The sequence below is a fragment of the Mesorhizobium sp. B2-3-11 genome (assembly GCF_006442215.1).
GTDB classification, from domain to species: Bacteria; Pseudomonadota; Alphaproteobacteria; order Rhizobiales; family Rhizobiaceae; genus Mesorhizobium; species Mesorhizobium salmacidum.
Window position 1 is genome coordinate 134,549 of the sequence record NZ_VFVS01000004.1, and the last position, 18,440, is coordinate 152,988.

The 18,440-nt window shown below is 64.1% G+C and carries 21 protein-coding genes; 15 read left to right on the forward strand and 6 right to left on the reverse strand.

All coding sequences use genetic code 11. The features are described from left to right. Positions 1-27 precede the first annotated feature (27 nt). The gene (locus FJ960_RS07945) at positions 28-2,367 is read left to right on the forward strand and encodes a response regulator (RefSeq protein WP_140712981.1); all 2,340 of its coding nucleotides are present in this window, start codon (positions 28-30) and stop codon (positions 2,365-2,367) included. 15 nt (positions 2,368-2,382) lie between these two features. Here FJ960_RS07945 and FJ960_RS07950 read toward each other — a convergent pair whose 3' ends face one another. From FJ960_RS07950 to FJ960_RS07965, 4 genes are all read right to left on the reverse strand, one after another. Further along, positions 2,383-3,135 carry a Stf0 family sulfotransferase gene (locus tag FJ960_RS07950; RefSeq protein WP_140712983.1) on the reverse strand — a complete coding sequence of 251 codons (753 nt, stop codon included), beginning with the start codon at positions 3,133-3,135 and terminating at the stop codon, positions 2,383-2,385. 97 nt (positions 3,136-3,232) lie between these two features. Continuing rightward, positions 3,233-4,087 (reverse strand): lytic transglycosylase domain-containing protein, encoded by an 855-nt coding sequence (locus FJ960_RS07955; protein ID WP_140712985.1) that lies wholly within the window; start codon positions 4,085-4,087, stop codon positions 3,233-3,235. A gap of 5 nt (positions 4,088-4,092) precedes the next feature. Then, positions 4,093-5,346 carry a flavodoxin-dependent (E)-4-hydroxy-3-methylbut-2-enyl-diphosphate synthase gene (ispG, locus tag FJ960_RS07960; protein ID WP_140509088.1) on the reverse strand — a complete coding sequence of 418 codons (1,254 nt, stop codon included), beginning with the start codon at positions 5,344-5,346 and terminating at the stop codon, positions 4,093-4,095. Between the two features lie 349 nt (positions 5,347-5,695). Then, entirely contained in the window at positions 5,696-5,875 is a 180-nt protein-coding gene (locus FJ960_RS07965; RefSeq protein ID WP_027141862.1) for a YdcH family protein, read from the reverse strand. Positions 5,876-6,114: 239 nt separating this feature from the next. Between FJ960_RS07965 and FJ960_RS07970 the strand changes: the two genes are divergently transcribed. Next, a complete protein-coding gene (locus FJ960_RS07970; protein ID WP_027141861.1) occupies positions 6,115-6,318 on the forward strand; it encodes a YdcH family protein in 204 nt (67 codons plus the stop codon). Positions 6,319-6,353: 35 nt separating this feature from the next. Here the strand turns inward: FJ960_RS07970 and FJ960_RS07975 are convergent, their stop codons facing one another. Then, a complete protein-coding gene (locus FJ960_RS07975) occupies positions 6,354-7,142 on the reverse strand; it encodes an IclR family transcriptional regulator (RefSeq protein ID WP_027141860.1) in 789 nt (262 codons plus the stop codon). A 170-nt stretch (positions 7,143-7,312) separates the two neighbouring features. Here FJ960_RS07975 and FJ960_RS07980 point away from each other — a divergent pair, with 170 nt between their 5' ends. The 10 genes from FJ960_RS07980 (at position 7,313) to FJ960_RS08025 (ending at position 15,569) form a co-directional block, all read left to right on the forward strand. Next, complete coding sequence (locus tag FJ960_RS07980) at positions 7,313-8,143, forward strand: transporter substrate-binding domain-containing protein (RefSeq protein ID WP_010911956.1); 831 nt, start codon at positions 7,313-7,315, stop codon at positions 8,141-8,143. A gap of 73 nt (positions 8,144-8,216) precedes the next feature. Then, positions 8,217-8,882 carry an amino acid ABC transporter permease gene (locus FJ960_RS07985; protein WP_140712987.1) on the forward strand — a complete coding sequence of 222 codons (666 nt, stop codon included), beginning with the start codon at positions 8,217-8,219 and terminating at the stop codon, positions 8,880-8,882. Between the two features lies 1 nt (position 8,883). Then, complete coding sequence (locus FJ960_RS07990; protein ID WP_140509052.1) at positions 8,884-9,534, forward strand: amino acid ABC transporter permease; 651 nt, start codon at positions 8,884-8,886, stop codon at positions 9,532-9,534. A 4-nt stretch (positions 9,535-9,538) separates the two neighbouring features. After that, entirely contained in the window at positions 9,539-10,333 is a 795-nt protein-coding gene (locus FJ960_RS07995) for an amino acid ABC transporter ATP-binding protein (RefSeq protein ID WP_140509050.1), read from the forward strand. A gap of 36 nt (positions 10,334-10,369) precedes the next feature. Further along, positions 10,370-10,831: a RidA family protein gene (locus FJ960_RS08000; RefSeq protein WP_027141856.1), complete on the forward strand. Its 462-nt coding sequence runs from the start codon at positions 10,370-10,372 to the stop codon at positions 10,829-10,831. Positions 10,832-10,856: 25 nt separating this feature from the next. Beyond that, entirely contained in the window at positions 10,857-12,062 is a 1,206-nt protein-coding gene (locus tag FJ960_RS08005; RefSeq protein ID WP_140712989.1) for an aminotransferase class V-fold PLP-dependent enzyme, read from the forward strand. A gap of 397 nt (positions 12,063-12,459) precedes the next feature. Beyond that, positions 12,460-12,999 (forward strand): sigma-70 family RNA polymerase sigma factor, encoded by a 540-nt coding sequence (locus FJ960_RS08010; RefSeq protein ID WP_140509047.1) that lies wholly within the window; start codon positions 12,460-12,462, stop codon positions 12,997-12,999. Then, complete coding sequence (locus FJ960_RS08015; protein WP_140712991.1) at positions 12,996-13,901, forward strand: anti-sigma factor; 906 nt, start codon at positions 12,996-12,998, stop codon at positions 13,899-13,901. Before FJ960_RS08010 ends, FJ960_RS08015 begins: the two co-directional genes overlap by 4 nt. 97 nt (positions 13,902-13,998) lie before the next feature. Next, positions 13,999-14,496: a 5-(carboxyamino)imidazole ribonucleotide mutase gene (gene purE, locus FJ960_RS08020; protein ID WP_027141852.1), complete on the forward strand. Its 498-nt coding sequence runs from the start codon at positions 13,999-14,001 to the stop codon at positions 14,494-14,496. Further along, on the forward strand, positions 14,493-15,569 hold the full coding sequence (locus FJ960_RS08025) for a 5-(carboxyamino)imidazole ribonucleotide synthase (protein ID WP_140712993.1): 1,077 nt from the start codon (positions 14,493-14,495) through the stop codon (positions 15,567-15,569). Before purE ends, FJ960_RS08025 begins: the two co-directional genes overlap by 4 nt. Positions 15,570-15,641: 72 nt before the next feature. Here FJ960_RS08025 and FJ960_RS08030 read toward each other — a convergent pair whose 3' ends face one another. Further along, positions 15,642-16,064 (reverse strand): lysozyme inhibitor LprI family protein, encoded by a 423-nt coding sequence (locus FJ960_RS08030; protein WP_140712995.1) that lies wholly within the window; start codon positions 16,062-16,064, stop codon positions 15,642-15,644. A gap of 242 nt (positions 16,065-16,306) precedes the next feature. Here FJ960_RS08030 and ykgO point away from each other — a divergent pair, with 242 nt between their 5' ends. The 3 genes from ykgO to FJ960_RS08045 all read left to right on the forward strand — a co-directional run bounded on the left by ykgO (position 16,307) and on the right by FJ960_RS08045 (position 18,332). Further along, complete coding sequence (ykgO, locus tag FJ960_RS08035) at positions 16,307-16,432, forward strand: type B 50S ribosomal protein L36 (RefSeq protein ID WP_006327841.1); 126 nt, start codon at positions 16,307-16,309, stop codon at positions 16,430-16,432. A gap of 109 nt (positions 16,433-16,541) precedes the next feature. Beyond that, positions 16,542-17,189 (forward strand): tetratricopeptide repeat protein, encoded by a 648-nt coding sequence (locus FJ960_RS08040; RefSeq protein ID WP_140509039.1) that lies wholly within the window; start codon positions 16,542-16,544, stop codon positions 17,187-17,189. A gap of 75 nt (positions 17,190-17,264) precedes the next feature. Next, on the forward strand, positions 17,265-18,332 hold the full coding sequence (locus FJ960_RS08045) for an alpha/beta hydrolase (protein WP_140712997.1): 1,068 nt from the start codon (positions 17,265-17,267) through the stop codon (positions 18,330-18,332). Positions 18,333-18,440 lie beyond the last annotated feature (108 nt).

An 18,440-nucleotide genomic window follows, 5' to 3' on the forward strand; every position in this document is an offset into this window, starting at 1 on the left:
TAGAATGCGTATGTGTTGGGGTTGCGCATGCCGGAATATTCTTCTTTCATCCGGTCCGTCCGGATACGTTATCTTTCAGGATTGTTGGTTTTCGCGCTGGCTTCGGCCGCCATCATGGGTGCGCTCAATCGCGTCAATTCCTTGCGCCATGAAATCGATGCGCTGAGCAGCAATCTCGTCGTTTTCACCCGCGACCTGCGCAACGCCACTAGCTTCGCCGAGACAACCAGCTCCGCCTGGCGGATCGAGACGCGCGATGCGCTGACGGCTTCGGCACGCGACCATTCCGAGCGTCTGACCGGCGAGATCGAGGCACTGACCGCCCAGTTCGCGGCGATACGTCAGCGCCTGTCGGCCAAGACCGTCGACGAACTGGCAGCCGCTTCCGTCAACGGCGATCTGTTCTGGTCGCCGCGTGACATGGTTCGCAACTTCAATCTGATGTCGGTGGCGCAAAAGACCGATGAATGGAGCGCTCGCGAAATCCGCAACCAGAACGACCTGTTCGTTCAGCCCATGCTGGTGCGGGTCCGCACCGCGATGGACGAGGAACGCCATCTGGCGGACGCCTCCAGCGACCGGCTGCTTTTGTGGGCGAGCGGCCTGTTGTTCGCCGTCCTGGCCATTGTCGCCTTCTGGATCTTCCGGCCGATGGAACAGGCGATCCGCCGCGCTTTTGCCCAGTCGGCCGAATCCTTGTTCAAGGCCGAGGCGGCCGACCGCGCCAAGTCGGAATTCCTGGCCAATATGAGCCACGAGATCCGCACGCCGATGAACGGCGTGCTCGGCATGGCCGAATTGCTGGCCAAGACCGAGTTGAACCCGCGCCAGAAGACCTTCACCGACGTTATCGTCAAATCAGGCAACGCGCTTCTCACCATCATAAACGACATTCTCGATTTCTCGAAGATCAATGCCGGGCAGCTGACGCTCGACCCTGCTCCTTTCCGCCTCTCGGAAGCGGTGGAGGATGTGGCGACGCTGGTCTCGGCGCGCGTCGCCGAGAAGAACCTGGAACTTATCGTGCGCGTCGACCCCAGGCTGCCGGCCCATGTCGTTGGCGACGCCGGCCGCTTTCGGCAGATCGTCACCAACCTGGTCGGCAATGCGGTTAAATTCACCGAGAAGGGCCATGTGCTGATCGATGTCGGCGGCGAAACCGTCAACGACGTCGTCCAGCTCAAGCTGCGCGTCGAGGACACCGGCATCGGCATCCCGGCCGAGAAATTGCAGAACGTGTTCGAGAAGTTCGCCCAGGTCGATGGCTCCTCGACCCGCCGTCACGAAGGCACCGGCCTTGGGCTCGCCATCGCCGCCCGTCTCGTCGACCTGATGGCCGGCAAGATCGGCGTCGAGAGCGAGATCGGCCGCGGCTCCGTCTTCTGGTTCGCCGTGCCGCTGCCGGTCCACCGTGCCGAGGCGCGCGATGCTATCGTGCCGGTGGACGTCACCGGCGCGCGCGTTTTGGTCATCGATGACAATCCGGTCAACCGCGAGATCCTGCTGGAACAGCTCAGAAGCTGGAGCTTCGACTGCGCCGCCGCCGAAAGCGGCGCGGTAGGCCTCGCCTTCCTCGATCGCGCCTGCCAACTCGGCGCCAGCGTCGACTGTATCATCCTCGATTATCAGATGCCCGGCATGAACGGCGCCGATGTCGCCCGGGCCATCGCCGCCGACAGCCGGCTGTCCGCCATCCCGGTCGTTATCCTGACCTCGGTCGACCAGGTCGATTTCGGCAAGATGATCATCGACTTCGGCATATCGGCGCATCTGACCAAGCCGGCGCGGTCGGCGGTCCTGCTCGGCACGGTCATTTCGGTCATCCAGAAGGCGCGCTCGCAGGCCGGCAAGGCGCAGTTCATTCGCGAGCCGGTCCAACCGATGCCTCAGCCGGCTCCGCCGGCCTTCACGGTTATCCGCGGCCCCGCCCTGCCGGTCGCGGCAGTGCCGGAATCGAACGCCGCGCCGAACAGCCCGATCGACATCCTCATCGCCGAGGACAATGACGTGAACCAGATGGTGTTCGGCCAAATCCTCAATGGGCTCGGCTTGAGCTACCGCATCGCCGGCAATGGCCGCACCGCGGTCGAGATGTACCGGTCGCTGCACCCGAGGCTGGTTCTGATGGACGTCTCGATGCCGGAAATGAACGGTTATGAGGCGACACGCGCCATCCGGACGATCGAAGCTTCGTCCGGCGGCCACATCCCGATCGTCGGCGTCACCGCGCATGCGCTGAAGGGCGACCGCGACAAGTGCATCGAGGCCGGCATGGACGACTATCTGCCCAAGCCCGTTTCGCCCGATCGCCTCGGCGCCAAGATCGGCACCTGGCTCAGCGAGACGGTGGTGGCCAAGACAGCCTGACCACCCATCAACGCCTCAGACGGCTGCGTCCAGATGAAAGCGGCGCATCCAGTCCAGGCTCGTCTCGTCGGCGAGCTTGGCGACGCCGGGCCTGACATGCCGGACATCCGGTGCCCGGACGCCCAGGGCTTCGCAGATGCGCAGCAGTGCCACGGCCGGCTCGGCGGCAAGGTGCTCATAGCCGATCCGCAATGGCGCTATGCCCTGTTGCGCGAACCAGATGTTCCAGGCGCCATCATAGGCTTCCAACTCTTCGACCTCACCCTTGATGCGCTCGAAATCATAGTGAGGTTCCCTGGCAGGCCCTACCCTTTCGATTTCGGTTCCGTCGGGAGCGATATGCCAAAGACCGGTTTGCCGGGCTTTGACCAGGGAGACGGCCTGCGCGAGCTTGTTTTCGCGCGACAGGTGTATGTAGAGGACACGGCCAAAAGCCCTCTCGAAACGCGCTTTGTCCGACGCAAGCTCCGGAAAAATCCGGTCGAGTATCGCCGAAAGCTCGCCCAGGTTCTCCTGCATCAGGCGCAAGCCGAAGATTTCAGTATCGCCCTTGCCGGCACCGATCGCCGCATTGAGATAGGCAAGCTGGAATTCAAGCTCGCCCATCGTGTCGCGAGCGGGCAGTCCCCAATCCTCGGCCCACTCCGACACATCCTGCCGCCGGTAGAATGAGTGGGGGTCGCCGGTCGTTCCGGTGGCCGCCAGCAGCTTGCACAGCAGGGTGCTGCCGGTTCTGGGCGTGCCGCAGATGATGTATCCGTCGAACATGGGCGCTCGCGATGACAGGGCTGCTGCCCAAGGAGAGATGGTGGCCGCCCTATAGCTGAAATTGTTGCTGGATGCGACGGGCGCCGTCTTCAGGCCTTTACCGGTTGCGCACCACCACGCAGGCGCCACCGACGCTTTGCAGTTTCTGGCAGATGACATTGGCCGCAGTTCGGTCGTCGATCCCGATCCTGACAGCGTAGATGCCGCGCCGGCCGATCGGCGTGCGCACCCGGCTCACCACCGGATCATGCCCGGCAAGCAGGGCCGGAAAACGGCCCCGCACCCTGAGCCATTGGCTGATCGCGGCGCTGCGGCGGAAATTGCCCGCCACCTGGACGCCCCATGGCTTGATGTTGATCGAGGCCATCGCCACCGTTCTCGACATGATCACCGGCAGCTTGCGGCAGGCGACCGCGAAATCCAGCTTGCCGTCGAGTGGCTCGACTTTTCCGGCATAGGCCCGGTCCGTGAACTTGTCGACCGGCTCGCCCATCACGTCGAAGACATAGCTTTCCGTCTCCATCGGCAGGAAGCCGCCGGAATTCAGCCAGCGCGACACCCGGCTCTCGCCGGCATTGTAGGCAGCGGCGGCCAGACCGAGATTGCCATAGCCGGCCTTCATTTCGGCGAGATATCTAGCCGACGCCGGGATCGCCTGGGTGATGTCGAAGGAATTTTCCAGCCCCCGCATCTTGGCGGTGCCCGGCATGAACTGGGCGATGCCCTCGGCGCCGACAGGGCTCACGGCGTTGGGATCGAACCGGCTTTCCTTCCAGATCAGGCGGGCGAAGAAATCCCGGGGCAGGCCGTTCTGGTCGGCATGCGCCTGGATCAGGTTACAGACCTTGTCGATCAGCCGCTGCTTGGCAGATTGCGGTGGATCCGCCTGGGCAAGCGTCGACCAGGCCATACCACACAGGAATATCAGCGCCGCCCAGAGGAAACGCCGCATCTGGCCTACTCTGCCGCGGCCTTGCCGCCCTGACCGAACCTCTGTTCGATATAGTCGGCGACCATTTTCTCGAAATCCGCCGCGATCGACGGCCCGCGCAGCGTCGCCGCTTTCTTGCCGTCGACGAAGACAGGCGCGGTCGGCGTCTCGCCGGTGCCGGGCAGCGAAATGCCGATATCGGCATGCTTGGACTCACCCGGGCCGTTGACGATGCATCCCATCACGGCGACCTTGAGGTTCTCGACGCCCGGGTATTTCTCACGCCACACCGGCATGTTCTTGCGCAGGTCCGCCTGGATGTTCTGCGCCAGTTCCTGGAACACGGTGGAGGTGGTGCGGCCGCAGCCGGGGCAGGCCGCGACGATCGGCACGAACTGCCGGAAGCCCATGGTCTGCAGCAGTTCCTGCGACACCTGCACCTCGCGGGTGCGGTCGCCATTGGGCTCCGGCGTCAGCGAGATGCGGATGGTGTCGCCGATGCCTTGCTGCAGGAGGATGCCCATCGCGGCGGAAGAAGCGACGATGCCTTTGGAGCCCATGCCGGCTTCGGTGAGGCCGAGATGCAGCGCGTGATTGGAACGGGTGGCGAGTTCGGTGTAGACGGCGATCAGGTCCTGCACGCCACTGACCTTGGCCGACAGGATGATTTTTTCGCGGCTAAGGCCAATCTCTTCGGCCATCTCGGCCGACAGGATCGCCGACTGCACGATCGCTTCTCGCGTGACTTCCTGCGCGGTCAGGGGGAAACCGTTGTCCTGGTTGTCGTCCATCAGCCGGGTCAACAGTTCCTGGTCGAGCGAGCCCCAGTTGACGCCGATGCGTACCGGCTTGTCGTGCTTGATCGCCATTTCGACGATATCGGTGAACTGCCGGTCCTTCTTGTCCTTGAAGCCGACATTGCCGGGATTGATGCGGTACTTGGCCAGCGCCACGGCGCATGCCGGATGGTCGGCCAAAAGCTTGTGGCCGATATAATGGAAGTCGCCGACCAGCGGCACATCGATGCCGAGCCGCAACAGGCGTTCGTGGATACGCGGCACGGCGGCCGCACTCTCGTCGCGGTCGACGGTGATGCGCACGATCTCGGAACCGGCGCGGTGCAGCGCCGCGACTTGCGCGACCGTCTGGTCGATATCGGCCGTGTCGGTATTGGTCATCGACTGTACGACGACGGGCGCGCCGCCGCCGACGACCACACCGCCGACATCGACGCCGACCGAGGTGCGGCGGGGGAAAGGAAAGGAAAAATATCCGGTCATGCCGGCAGCCTTTTGTCTCTGGAGCGCCATGCGTCTCTCTGGAGCGCTATGCGTCTCTCTGAAGCCCGTGCGTCCGCTTGGACGCACAAGCCGGGTCCGATGCGCTGAAGTCCGGGCATGAGGTGGAGGAGCAAAGGTGGCTTGTCAATGGCGACAGGTCGCCACTGGCAGCAATTGATCCCCGCCGGGGACCTGAACAGCACGCCGACCTGACGGCGGCCGGGCACAAATGAGCCTGAAGGATATTAGCTTCGACTTATGGAATCGCTGAAATTAAAACCACTGCACCGGCGGCAGGTGCCGCCGGCAAGGAAGACCGCCAGTGGTGAGCGGCTATGTCAGGTGAGCGTCAATGCGAGGTTGGTTGCGCCCTCAATTTCTCAATCGCATCCTTGAGTGCCAGCTTGCGTCGCTTGAGATTTACGATGTCGAGATCGTCCACCGACGGGTGGTTCATCGCGTCATCGATTTCGCGTTCGATGTCGCCGTGTTTCCGCTGCAACTCATCAAGATGGGATGCAAGAGACATGATTGGTTCTCCCTTTCATGGTTTCCTCGATTGCAGCCGTCAAAGGCACGTCCACCGCAGGTCGCATCTGTGACGGCACAATGACAGTGTGCCACCATCAGGCAGCGATGTCGAATGCTGCGTGGTAGCATTCCACGACAACGTGAAATGTGATATGGGCTGCGCGCCGGTGGCAGAAATTGCCGCCCCCGCCCAACCAGGCCCAGTTTTGGGCGCCGCAGACGTGCAGACGGTAGAGAATGTCCGATCAGGAACAGGCCGATACTCGCCTCGAATTTTCCCGGCTGAAGCAGGAACACGCCGATTTCGATGCCGCCATCAACGCGATGATCGCCATGAATTGCGACCCGCTGCAGATCCAGCGCATGAAAAAGAAGAAGCTGGCCCTCAAGGACCGGCTGATGAAGCTGGAAGACAAGATCATTCCAGACATCATCGCCTGAGACGGAACCGGCCCGCGCTCGCCGGCACTTTCCGCCTATCCGCCAATCGAAAGCCCGGCGGCGCGGCCGCGCAGCAGGCCGATGAGATCGGCGGTCCGCTCCTCCGACGTGTCGATCGGAACCACCAGGCACATCGTTGCCTCGACCTTGCCTGGCGCTGAAAAGACCGGCACGGCGAGGCATTTCGTATAGGCGTCGACCAGACCCGAGGTGACGCAGTAGCCGGTCACCCCTGCCTTTGCGATGTCGGCGATGAAATCCTCGAGCCGCAGCTTGCGGCCGTCGGGCAGCACGAGATCGTCGTCCGACACCATGGCTTCGATCGCCGCTCTATCCAGCCCAGCAAGCAGCAGCCGGCCCGAGGCGGTCCAGGGCAGCGGTATCTGCAGGCCGGTGGCCGAACTGATGCGGAACGGCCTGGTGCCGGGGCTGGAGTGGACGATCGTGTAACGGCCGCTCTGCAGCATGCACAGTTCCGAGGTCTCGCCGGTCTCGCGCGACAGATGATCGACCTCCTGGCGCCCGCGCCGCAACAGGTCGTTGCCGCGCACGTAGTCCATTCCGTAGAGGTAGAGCTTCTTGCCGAAATAGACGCGGTTGCCATCGCCGGCCATTTCCAGCAGCCCGGCATCGACCAGTGACCGCACCAGCGTGTAGGTCGTCGAACGCGGCGCATTGACCCCCTTGGCGAGATCGCCAATGCCGATCGCACGCTGCGTCGTGTGAAGAAACTCCAGGATCTCCAGGACCCGGTTGAGACCCTTTTCACGGGAGCCCGGCGTCTTCTCGTCGGCTGAAACAGCCAAAACACTACCATCTTGCATTGTCGATTCCCGGTGTTAGTATCTGTCTTGTACAGGATACATGCGTCTCTTGTAAGGGACAATCTTTGATAGTCGCTGTCGCGTGCATGCCCTGTGCATAGGGGAACACAACACGAAAGGAGGTCGCCGTGAACGACACATCCGGAAGACGTGATTTTCTGAAATTGGGAATGGCGGGACTTGCGACGGCAGGTGTTCTGGCAACCGTCGATGCCCAGAAGGCCGCAGCGCAAGCCGCATCCGACAGCCTGCTGCGCACCGTGCTCGACCGCGGCAAGCTGATTGTCGGCACCGGCAGCACCAACGCACCCTGGCATTTCGAGAACGATGCCGGCGAACTGGTCGGCATGGACATCACCATGGGCCGCATCCTCGCCAAGGGCCTTTTCGACGATCCGACCAAGGTCGAGTTCGTCATGCAGGATCCGGCGCAGCGCATTCCCAACGTCACCACCAACAAGGTCGACATCACCATCCAGTTCATGACCATGACGGCCCAGCGCTCGCAACTGATCAATTTCTCCCGACCCTACTATGTCGAGGGCGTTGCCTTGCTGACGCTGCCGACCGCCGAGAACAAGACCTTCGACAAGCTGCTCGCCGGCGGTTCGGCGACCCGCATTTCCATCCTGCAGAATGTCGACGCCGAAAGCTCGGTCCACTACGCCCTGCCACAGGCCCAGGTGCTGCAGATCGACACTCAGGCCAACGTGCTGCAGGCGCTTGAATCCAAGCGCGCCGACGCTGCCGCTGTCGACCTGTCCACCGTTCGCTGGCTCGCCTCGCGCAATCCCGACAAGTATTTCGATGCCGGCAAGAGCTGGTATTCGATGCTTTACGGCGCAGCACTTCGGCAAGGCGATCTCGACTGGCTGACCTTCGTCAACCAGACCTTCACCATCGCCATGTTCGGCCATGAATCAGCGCTCTACGACGCAGCCTTCAAGGACTATTTCGGCCAGGAACCGCCGGCGCGTCACCCCGGCTTCCCGGTCATCTGATCCCGGATTGCGGAAGGGCGGCATTCCAGTCCTTCCGCAATCGACTCGACGCCCTTCACACCGAGGCGGATGCATGGGCTATGCCCTCAATTTCAACCTGATCTGGCGGCATTTCGACAAGCTCTGGGGCGGCCTGCTGCTCAGCCTCGAACTTGCCGTGATCTCGATCGCCATCGGCGTCGTCATCGGTCTGGTGCTCGCGGTCTGGTATGTCTCGGCCGGACGCGTGGTGCGGGCGGTGATCGCAGCTTATGTCGAATTCATCCGCAACGTGCCGCTGATCCTGCTGGTCTATCTCGTCTTCTACGGCCTGCCGACCATGGTCGACCTGGCCTACAGCGCACCAACCTCATTTGTGCTGACCCTGTCGGTCTATAGCGGCGCCTATCTGGTCGAGGTGTTTCGCTCGGGCCTCGAGGCTGTCCCGCGCGGACAGCTCGACGCCGGCAAGGCGATCGGCCTGACGCCTTGGCAAAGGCTGCTTCACGTGCGCCTGCCGACCATGCTGCGCATCACGCTGCCGGCGCTCTCCAACACCTTCATCTCGCTGTTCAAGGACACCTCGATCGCCTCGGTCATCTCGGTGCCGGAACTCACCTTCGGCGCCCAGTGGATCAACTTCAACACCTTCCGCATCGTCGAGGTCTACCTGGTCACCACCGCCATGTATCTGGTGACGGGCTACATCATGCTTTTTGGACTGCGGCTCGTGGAGCGCCGGTTCAGGGCGGCGCGCTGACATGCTGAGCCAGATCCTCTACGCACTGCCCTTCCTTGCCGCAGGCTTCGCCGTGACCTTGTGGGTCTCGCTGCTGGTCGTGGTTCTGTCGCTCATCGCCGGCGTCCTGCTGGGCGTTGGCCTGGTCTACGGGCCAATGCCGCTGCGCTGGGCGGTGCGCATCTTCTCGGACACCATTCGCGGCATTCCGATCCTGGTGCTGATGTTCTTCGTCTATTACGGCCTGCCCGCGATCGGGCTGCATCTGCCGTCGTTCTGGGCCGCGGTTTCCGCGCTCACTCTGTTCAAGACGGCGCAGGTCATCGAGTATCTCAGGGGCGCGGTCGGCTCGATTCCGAAGGGACAGTCCGAGGCCGCGATGGCGATCGGGCTGACCTTTCGCCAACGGCTCACCTACGTCATCTTTCCGCAGGCCTTCAGGCGCTTCCTGCCGCCCTGGATCAATGGGGTCACCGACGCGGTCAAGGGCAGCGCACTGGTGTCGCTGCTCGGCATCACCGACTTGATGCAGGCGATCAACCAGGTCATCGGCCGTACCTATGAAGCGATGCCGCTCTATATACTGGGCGCGCTCATCTATTTCGCGGTCAACTACGCACTCTCGCTCGCCAGCCGGCGGCTCGAGCAGCGTTTCTCCTTCATCCGGGATTAGCACGATGTCCGAAGCCCAAAACGCCGGTCCGGTACTGCTCGACGTGCGCGACGTCTCAAAAGCCTTCGGCACCGTCGAGGTGTTGCGCTCCGTCAGCCTTCAGGTGAAGCGCGGCGAGGTGGTGACTGTCATCGGCCCTTCCGGCAGCGGCAAGACCACCCTGCTGCGCTGCGTCAACTTCCTCGAAAGCTACGACAGCGGCTCGATCCGCATCGATGGCAACGAGGTCGGCTACCGCGAGGCCGGAACGCGCCAGCGCCGCAGCGAGCGCGATCTTGCCGCCATGCGTGCCGAGACCGGCATGGTGTTCCAGAGCTTCAACCTGTTCCCTCACCTGACAGCGGCCGGCAACATCATGTTGGGCCTGACCAAGGTGCGGGGAAAGATCGAGGCCGAAGCGCGATCGATCGCAGAACACTGGCTCGGCCGCGTCGGCCTCGCCCACAAGGCCGACAGCCTGCCGGCTGAACTCTCCGGCGGCCAGCAGCAGCGCGTCGGCATCGCCCGCGCCGTGGCCATGGAACCGAAGATCCTGCTGCTCGACGAGATTACCTCCGCCCTCGATCCCGAACTGGTCGGCGAGGTGCTGGCGGTGGTGCGCAGCCTGGCCGAGGACGGCATGACCATGCTGATGGTGACCCACGAAATGGCCTTCGCCCGCGACGCTTCGAGCCGCATCGTCTTCATGGCCGACGGCGGCGTCAGCGCCGTCGGGCCGCCGAGGGAGATCCTCGCGACGGAGACCACCAACGAGCGCCTCCGCACTTTCCTGGCGCGCTTCCGCGCCTCGCACTTCTAAACTCAGGCGGCCAGGCCGCCCAAGGAGCCTTCATCCATGACGCCTTATATCAGGCTCGCCGAACTCGGCCTGACGCTGCCCGAGCCGCCGACGCCGATCGCCAACTTCGTCACCCATGCCGAGAGCGGCCGGTTGATATTCCTCTCCGGCCAGGGGCCGCTGCGCGCCGACGGCACACTTTGCACCGGCAAGGTCGGGGAGGATGTGACGGTCGAGCAGGCCTATCAGCATGCCCGGCTGACCGGGCTCAACCTGCTTGCCGTCATGCATGCCGCCGCCGGCGATCTCGGCCGCATTGTGCGCGTCGTCAAGCTGCTCGGCTTCGTCAATGCGACGCCGACCTTCAGCGACCATCCAAAGGTGGTCAATGGCTGTTCGGACCTGTTCGCTAATGTCTTCGACAAGATCGGCGGCCACGCGCGCTCGGCGATCGGCGTCGGCTCGCTGCCTGGAAACATCACCGTCGAAATCGAAGCGGTCGTCGAGATCGCCGCCTGACCTGCCACCCACGGGATTTGCTCACATGAAAACCTATTCCGACACCGGCTCCAACACCACCATCCGCGAACGGCTGGGCTTGCGGCCGATCATCAACGTCTCCGGCACCATGACCGCGCTCGGCGCCTCGATCATCGTCCCGGAAGCCGTCAACGCCATGGCCGAAATGGCCTCGCAATGGGTGGAGATGGACGATCTGCAGCGCGCCGCGAGCACGGTTGTCGCGCGCCTCACCGGCGGCGAGGCCGGCTTCGTCACCGCCTGTTGCGCAAGCGGCATCACCATGGCGATTGCCGGCGCGATGACCGGAACCAACCTGCTCGCCATCGAGCGTCTGCCCGGCGACACCGGCGACCTCAAATCGGAGGTCATCATCCAGCTTGGCCACATCGTCAATTACGGCGCGCCGATCGACCAGTCGGTCCGCGTCGCCGGCGCCAGGGTGGTGCCCGCCGGCACGGTCAGCGTCACCCAGGACTATCATGTGCGCGAAGCGATCAACGAGCGCACGGCGGCGGGCCTCTACGTCGTCGCCCACCACACCGTGCAATACGGCATGCTGTCGCTGGAGGAATTCTGCGAGATCTGCCACGCCAAGGGGGTGCCTGTCATCGTTGACGCCGCGTCCGAATACGATCTGCGCGGTTTCCTCGCGCGCGGCGCCGATGTCGTCGTCTACAGCGGCCACAAATTCCTGAGCGGGCCGACCAGCGGTTTCGTCACCGGCCGCAAGGACCTGGTGCGATCAGCCTATCTGCAGAACCGCGGTGTCGCCCGCGCCATGAAGGTCGGCAAGGAAAGCATCGCCGGCACCATGGCGGCGCTCGAAGCCTGGGAGAAGCGCGACCATGCCGGCATCCGCCGGCGTGAGGAGGCGGCACTCAATCTGTGGAAGGACGCTTTGCAGGGACTGCCCGGCATCGCCGCCATCATCATTCCCGACCCCACCGCCAATCCGCTCGACCGGCTGCAGATATTCGTCTCGCCCGAGAGCCGCTTCACCGCCGCCGGTCTTGCCTCGGCGCTTGCCGCCGGCTCGCCTCCGATCATCGTGCGCAACCATGAGGTCGAGCGCGGCCATTTCTTCCTCGACCCCTGTAACCTTCATCCGGGCGAGGCGGACGTCGTCGCTGAGCGCCTGCGCGCCGTGCTGACCGCGAAGGAGCGCCCGGCCGACGCGATGAAAATTGCGCGCAAGGATTCGTCGGGTGTTTTGCGCTGGCCGGATTGATCGCCAACCGACCATGCCGAAAGCACCGGCTGATCACGCGACCGTGAACAGCCGGATATGCCCGCGCGGGAATAAATCGTCTCCTCAACAAGTCTCCTCGACATACGCCACGGCTGGCGTTGAGGAGATCGGCATGCCCATCATCGCGAGCACAGCGAACCTGGCTGCGGCGGCAGCCGCCGTCATCCGCTGGCGAGCATGACCGTCGTCAGTCCCTCCTCCGTGGCGCGCTTTCTTTTCATGGCGCTTGACACTGGTGAGGCAGATGAATTCACTTTCAGCAAGGCAAGCGACTTTGCCCGTTTCCGGGGGCTTTGCCCCTGCAAGCCAGGCAAAATCGCTGTCGCATCTTGAGGCGGCACGGCCTGTCCGCTCCGGAGGGGATCATGGTGCTGCTTTGAGCGAGAGGGCCCTGGCAGAGCGCTTCAACCAGGTGGTGCTGCCGCATCTCGGCGACGCGCTGGCGCTTGCCCGCTGGCTGACCGGCAATGCCGCCGACGCCGAGGATGTCGTGCAGGACGCCTGCATCAAGGCGCATACCGGCATGTCAGGCTATGCCGGCGGCAACGCCCGTGCCTGGCTGCTGACCATCGTGCGCAACACCTCCTACACCTGGATGGCGCGCAATCGGCCGCGCGCCATGATGGCCGTCGGTGATCTCGGCGATCTCGACGACATGGCGGCGGCCCATGGCACCAGCCTGCCCGACGAGGACGGTCCGGAAGCGAGCCTGATCGCCAAGGCCGATACGGCGGCACTCGAGGCGGCAATCGCTGCCCTGCCGCAGCCGTTTCGCGAAACGCTGGTGCTGCGCGACATTAACGGCCTCAGCTATCGCGAGATTGCGGCCATGCTCGACGTGCCGATCGGTACGGTGATGTCCAGGCTTGCCCGGGCCCGTAGCCTGCTGGCATCTGAACTGGGGAGAGCGCCATGACCGGCCATGACGACGGACTGCCCAATGATCCCGAAGGTATCAGACTGATGATCCACGCCCTTGTCGATGGCGAGCTCGATGCGGCGGCGGCCCTTGCCGTGGAGCGTCGCATCGCCACCGACCCCCGGCTTGCCGCCGAGCATGCCCGCATCCTTGCCTTGCGAAGCGCGGTCAGCCGCTTGCCGCACCCGGTAGTCAGCGACGCCTTTCGGACCCGCATCGCGGCAATCAACATGGCGGGCACCGACCAGCAGGACCAAGCCGATGCGGCCCAGCCGCAGCGCGGCACGCCGTCGAAGCTCCCGGGATTGATTGCCGGCGCAGGCCAGCGACGGGAAGCCGGGACGCGTCCTTCGCAGGCGTGGACATCGCCAAGGGCACGCCGCTTCGGCTCGTTCGACTGGCGCGCCATGGCCGCGTCGATCATGATCAGCGCGGTGCTGGCCAGCGGCGCGACGCAATGGGTGATGTTCAACGGCGCGGAAGACGGCTTTGCCGCCGCTGTCGCCAGCGGCCATCGCCGCAGCCTGCTCGCTGCGAGCCCGATCGACATCGTTTCCTCCGACCGCCATACGGTCAAGCCTTGGCTCGACGCCCGGATCGGCGTCTCGCCGCCCGCGCCGGACCTTGCCCAGGACGGTTTCGCCCTCATCGGCGGCCGGGTCGAGGTGATATCAGGCCGGCCGGTGCCGGCACTGGTCTACCGCCACCGTGAGCACCTGATCACGCTCGTCGCCGAACCGCAGCAGGACGGCAAGATTATCCAGCCGGACGATCTTTCCTCCGGCGGCTTCTCGATGGTGCACTGGAGCGACGGCGCTTTCTCCTACTGGGCGATCTCCGACATGGAGCGCCCCGAACTCGACGACTTCGTCGCCCGCTTCCGCAAAGCAGCGGTATGAGCCGGATATAGCCGTTGGCACCTCGCCGATGGCCTGAAATCCTTGCGGCCCCGCGCGAATTCCGCTAAGGCGCGCCTTTGTCGCCGGGAGCAGAGGCTTGAACGATCAACGCGCCGACGTCGCCATCATCATGGGCAGCCAATCCGACTGGGCGACGATGCGCCAGGCAGCGGAGACGCTGGAGGCGCTTGGTGTCCCCCATAAGCGGCTGATCATTTCGGCGCACCGCACGCCCGACCGGCTCTATGAATTCGCCAAGGGCGCCAAGGCGGCCGGCTACAAGGTGATCATCGCAGGCGCCGGGGGTGCGGCGCATCTGCCCGGCATGACGGCGGCGATGACGCCACTGCCGGTGTTTGGCGTGCCGGTGGAATCGAAGGCGCTGTCGGGCCAGGATTCGCTGCTCTCCATAGTCCAGATGCCGGCCGGTATTCCGGTCGGAACGCTGGCAATCGGCAAGGCAGGTGCGGCCAACGCTGCCCTCCTAGCCGCTGCCGTGCTGGCGCTCAATGACGACAAGCTTGCCCAGCGCCTCGACGCGTGGCGCGCCTCGCAGACCGCCAAGGTCGCCGCCGAACCGACGGACACGCCGTGAGCCTGCCCGCCGGATCGACCATCGGCATCATTGGCGGCGGCCAGCTTGGTCGCATGCTGGCAATGGCCGCTGCCCGCCTCGGCTACCGCACCATCGTGCTGGAGCCACAGCAGGATTGCCCGGCCGCCCAGGTCGCCAACCGGCAGATCACGGCCGCCTATGACGACCCGGCCGCGCTTGCTGAACTGGCCATGGCGAGTGCCGTCGTCACCTATGAATTCGAGAACGTGCCGGTGGCCGCTGCAACCGCGCTTGCCGCCAAGGTGCCGGTCTATCCGCCGCCGCGCGCGCTCGACGTGGCGCAGGACCGGGTGAGCGAAAAGACATTCCTCAACGGCATCGGCATCGCCACTGCCGATTTCCGTCCGGTCGACACCGACGACGGGCTGGCGGCGGCGCTGGAGACATTCGACGGCAGCGGCATCCTGAAGACGCGGCGCATGGGCTATGACGGCAAGGGCCAGCGCGTCTTCCGCAACATCGAAGCCGGCGGTTTCGCCGGCACCTGCGAGGCGATGGGCAATGTGCCGCTGATCCTGGAAAGTTTCGTGCCGTTCGAGCGCGAGATTTCCGTTATCGCCGCGCGGGGGCTGGACGGCACTCTCGCCGCCTACGATCCGGCCGAGAATGTGCACCATGACGGCATTCTGCACACGTCGACCTTGCCGGCCGGCATTGCGCCGGCGACCGCGCGGGCCGCGAAAGACGCGGCGACGAAAATCCTGTCGGCGCTCGACTATGTCGGCGTCATCGGTGTCGAGTTCTTCGTGCTGGCCGACAGTTCGCTGCTGGCCAACGAGATCGCGCCCCGCGTCCACAATTCCGGCCACTGGACCGAAGCCGCCTGCATCGTTTCGCAGTTCGAGCAACATATCCGCGCCATTGCCGGCCTGCCGCTGGGCAGCCCCGACCGCCATTCCGATTGCGTGATGGAGAACCTGATCGGCGACGACGTGCTGCGCGTTCCAACGCTGCTCGCCGAGCCCGACCTGATGCTGCACCTCTACGGCAAGGCGGAAGCCCGGGCCGGCCGCAAGATGGGCCACTTCACCCGCATCAGCCGCCGCGGTTAGAGCAATTCCAGAAAAAGTGTCTAAAGATTTTCCGTCCGGAATTGCGTAGCAACCGCTCTGATACCAACACGCCTATTGCACCTCGTCGCTCTCGTCCTCGCCGGGACTGGCGCAAGTCGCATCGCCTTCCTCGCAATTGGCCGAGGCGGCGAGCTGCTTGATGCGGTCATTGGTTAGCCCGGTCAGGCATTGCGAGACCTCCATCGCATGGATGGACCCGCCTTGGCTGGCGGCTGTGGAATGCGTGCACTCGGCGTCGCGGAACGCGATCCAGGCCCGTTGCGCGGCCTGCAGCGATCTCTTTCCATCGGCATCATCGGAGCTGATCAGGTCCTGATAGGCCTTGTTGAGCCTGGCGTCGGCGGCCTGATAGTCCTCGCCGGCACAGATGTTCATCATTTGCTGGCTGTCGTCGGAACGGTCGCATTCCTGCGCTCGGGCAGCCGCGCTCGCCGCCAGGACGACGAGGCAGGCGGACAGGAATATTCGGCGCATGGTCGTCCCCAAATCACTTGAAGTAAACGGCATCATCCCAGCCGGCTCATGGCCGCGCAATGCCACGGGGCCGACATGGCGGATATTTGATGATATCAGGACGCGGAGCGCGCTTGCGATCGACTTACGGTTGACATGGGCAAGGCTCCTCGTTTATGAGCCACCCACCGTTCAAAAGGCGCGTCTTCTGGCGCGCCTTAAAATTTCGACCCGGAACCGGGTCCACACCGACAGGCAAGACCATGAAGATCAAGAATTCGCTCAAGGCGCTGAAGGCGCGTCACCGCGACAACCAGCTGGTTCGCCGCAAGGGCCGCGTCTACATCATCAACAAGACCGCCCCGCGCTACAAGGCGCGCCAGGGTTGAGTTTTCGGCCGGAGGCTTTTTGCCTCCGCCCATTGATGTTTGTCGGCCTGCCGATCTTCTCACGCTAAAATCACTTTGCGGTTCCGCCGCCCGGGACTAGAGTCGGGCGATGCGGATCCTTTTTGCATTCTTGACGACTTTCCTGGTTTCCGGCGTCATCTCCCTGCCGACGCAGGCCGGTGATCGGCCGATCGCGGTCGCAGCCACGGATGGTCAGTCGGCGCCCTCCGATGCCCAGCCTGCGGCCCCGGACACTCCGGCCCCGCCAATAACGAAGCAGGCGCGGATCGACAAGCTGTTCTCCGACCTGAAACGCGAGCGCAACGAAAAGGCCGCCGAGCGCATTGCCGGCAACATCTGGAACGAATGGTTCCAGTCAGGCAGCGCCTCGATCGACCTGATGATGCAGTGGTCGCAAAAAGCGATGAACGATCGGAAGTTCGACGTTGCGCTCGATTTCCTGGACCAGGTGGTGACCTTGCAGCCAAACTACGCCGAAGGCTGGAACCGCCGCGCCACCGTGCATTTCATGATGAAGAACTACGGCAAGTCGATGGCCGACATCGACCGCGCGCTGCAGCTCGAGCCACGCCATTTCGGCGCGCTGTCGGGCCTGGCCCAGATCATGGCGGAAACAGGCCACAAGCAATCGGCGCTCGAGGCCTGGCAAAAGGTGCTGGCCATCTACCCGATGATGCGCAGCGCCCAGAACCAGGTCGCCACCCTGTCGGAAGAGCTTGCCGGCGAAGGCATTTGATAGACTAGGCGGTAGGGGAAGAGGCCGCCTACTCCCCTACTCCCCTACTTATCCCCTCCATTCCCATATCCCCGCATGAACCTGATCTATGCCGCGCTCGCCTTCCTGATGGCGCTAGTCCTTGCCCTTGTCGGCGTGACCCGCGTCGGCTCATGGCTGATCGAGCACCGCAGTCCGCCGGCCGGCGAATTCGCCGACATCGACGGCGCCCTCATCCACTATGTCCACATTCCCGCCCCAGCCGATGCGGATCTGCCTCCGATCGTCTTCATCCATGGCGCCAGCGCCAATCTCAGGGATCAGATGCTGCCGCTGAGGCCACTGCTCGAAGGCCGTGCCGAAATGCTGTTCTTCGACCGGCCGGGCTTTGGCTGGTCGGGACGCGGCCCAGGCAACAATGAGGATCCATCGGCGCAAGCCGCAACCATTGCCGCACTGATGGACCGTCTCGGCATCAGGAAGGCAATCATTGTCGGCCATTCCTTCGGCGGCGTGGTGACGGCGGCTTTCGGCCGCGAGCATGCGGACAAGACGCTCGGCCTCGTCTTCCTGGCACCGACAACTCATCCCTGGCCGGGCGGCGCGACGTCCTGGTACTACGACCTGACCATCATTCCGGTGATCGGCCGGCTGTTCTCCGAGACCCTGAGCTATCCTGCGGGAACGTTGCGGATGGCTGATACCACGACCTGCGTCTTCTCGCCCAACAAGGTGCCGGACAGTTATCTCGCGTCAGCCGCGATCCCGCTGGTGCTGCGGCCATCGGCCTTCCGCGCCAATGCCACCGACGTTGCCGGGCTCTATCGCTATGCGCTTGGCGCCGCGCCGCGTTACAAAGAAATCACGGCGCCGGCCGTGGTCATCTCCGGCGATCGCGACAAGGTCGTCTACGCGCATATCCATTCCGTTGGCCTGGTGCGCGACATCTCAGGTGCCGAGCTCGTCTGGGTGCATAATCTCGGTCACAAGCCGGACTGGATCGCCCCCGACCTCGTCATCGGCGCCGTCGAGAGGGTCGCCGGCAGGGACATCGATCTGGAGGCGATTGCCAGGAAGGTGGAGACACGGGTTGCCGGCGACGTCTATGGCGTGGGCAAATGCGCCGACATCAAGGGACCTGGAGCGGAGCTCGCGCCGACCTGATGCATGCCATCCGAAAATGGTCATCGCAAGATGCCATCAGGAGCTGAGCGGCATGTACTGGGCCCGATCAGTATCCGTACGACCCTATCCCTCGCGCAGGCCGGTTTC

Excerpts from the sequence above, each read along its gene's own strand:
- FJ960_RS07945 (WP_140712981.1), top strand. The coding sequence starts at position 28 with ATGCCGGAATATTCTTCTTTCATCCGGTCCGTCCGGATACGTTATCTT.
- FJ960_RS07950 (WP_140712983.1), bottom strand. The coding sequence starts at position 3,135 with ATGTTCGACGGATACATCATCTGCGGCACGCCCAGAACCGGCAGCACC.
- FJ960_RS07955 (WP_140712985.1), bottom strand. The coding sequence starts at position 4,087 with ATGCGGCGTTTCCTCTGGGCGGCGCTGATATTCCTGTGTGGTATGGCC.
- ispG (WP_140509088.1), bottom strand. The coding sequence starts at position 5,346 with ATGACCGGATATTTTTCCTTTCCTTTCCCCCGCCGCACCTCGGTCGGC.
- FJ960_RS07965 (WP_027141862.1), bottom strand. The coding sequence starts at position 5,875 with ATGTCTCTTGCATCCCATCTTGATGAGTTGCAGCGGAAACACGGCGAC.
- FJ960_RS07970 (WP_027141861.1), top strand. The coding sequence starts at position 6,115 with ATGTCCGATCAGGAACAGGCCGATACTCGCCTCGAATTTTCCCGGCTG.
- FJ960_RS07975 (WP_027141860.1), bottom strand. The coding sequence starts at position 7,142 with ATGCAAGATGGTAGTGTTTTGGCTGTTTCAGCCGACGAGAAGACGCCG.
- FJ960_RS07980 (WP_010911956.1), top strand. The coding sequence starts at position 7,313 with ATGGCGGGACTTGCGACGGCAGGTGTTCTGGCAACCGTCGATGCCCAG.
- FJ960_RS07985 (WP_140712987.1), top strand. The coding sequence starts at position 8,217 with ATGGGCTATGCCCTCAATTTCAACCTGATCTGGCGGCATTTCGACAAG.
- FJ960_RS07990 (WP_140509052.1), top strand. The coding sequence starts at position 8,884 with ATGCTGAGCCAGATCCTCTACGCACTGCCCTTCCTTGCCGCAGGCTTC.
- FJ960_RS07995 (WP_140509050.1), top strand. The coding sequence starts at position 9,539 with ATGTCCGAAGCCCAAAACGCCGGTCCGGTACTGCTCGACGTGCGCGAC.
- FJ960_RS08000 (WP_027141856.1), top strand. The coding sequence starts at position 10,370 with ATGACGCCTTATATCAGGCTCGCCGAACTCGGCCTGACGCTGCCCGAG.
- FJ960_RS08005 (WP_140712989.1), top strand. The coding sequence starts at position 10,857 with ATGAAAACCTATTCCGACACCGGCTCCAACACCACCATCCGCGAACGG.
- FJ960_RS08015 (WP_140712991.1), top strand. The coding sequence starts at position 12,996 with ATGACCGGCCATGACGACGGACTGCCCAATGATCCCGAAGGTATCAGA.
- FJ960_RS08030 (WP_140712995.1), bottom strand. The coding sequence starts at position 16,064 with ATGCGCCGAATATTCCTGTCCGCCTGCCTCGTCGTCCTGGCGGCGAGC.
- ykgO (WP_006327841.1), top strand. The coding sequence starts at position 16,307 with ATGAAGATCAAGAATTCGCTCAAGGCGCTGAAGGCGCGTCACCGCGAC.
- FJ960_RS08040 (WP_140509039.1), top strand. The coding sequence starts at position 16,542 with ATGCGGATCCTTTTTGCATTCTTGACGACTTTCCTGGTTTCCGGCGTC.
- FJ960_RS08045 (WP_140712997.1), top strand. The coding sequence starts at position 17,265 with ATGAACCTGATCTATGCCGCGCTCGCCTTCCTGATGGCGCTAGTCCTT.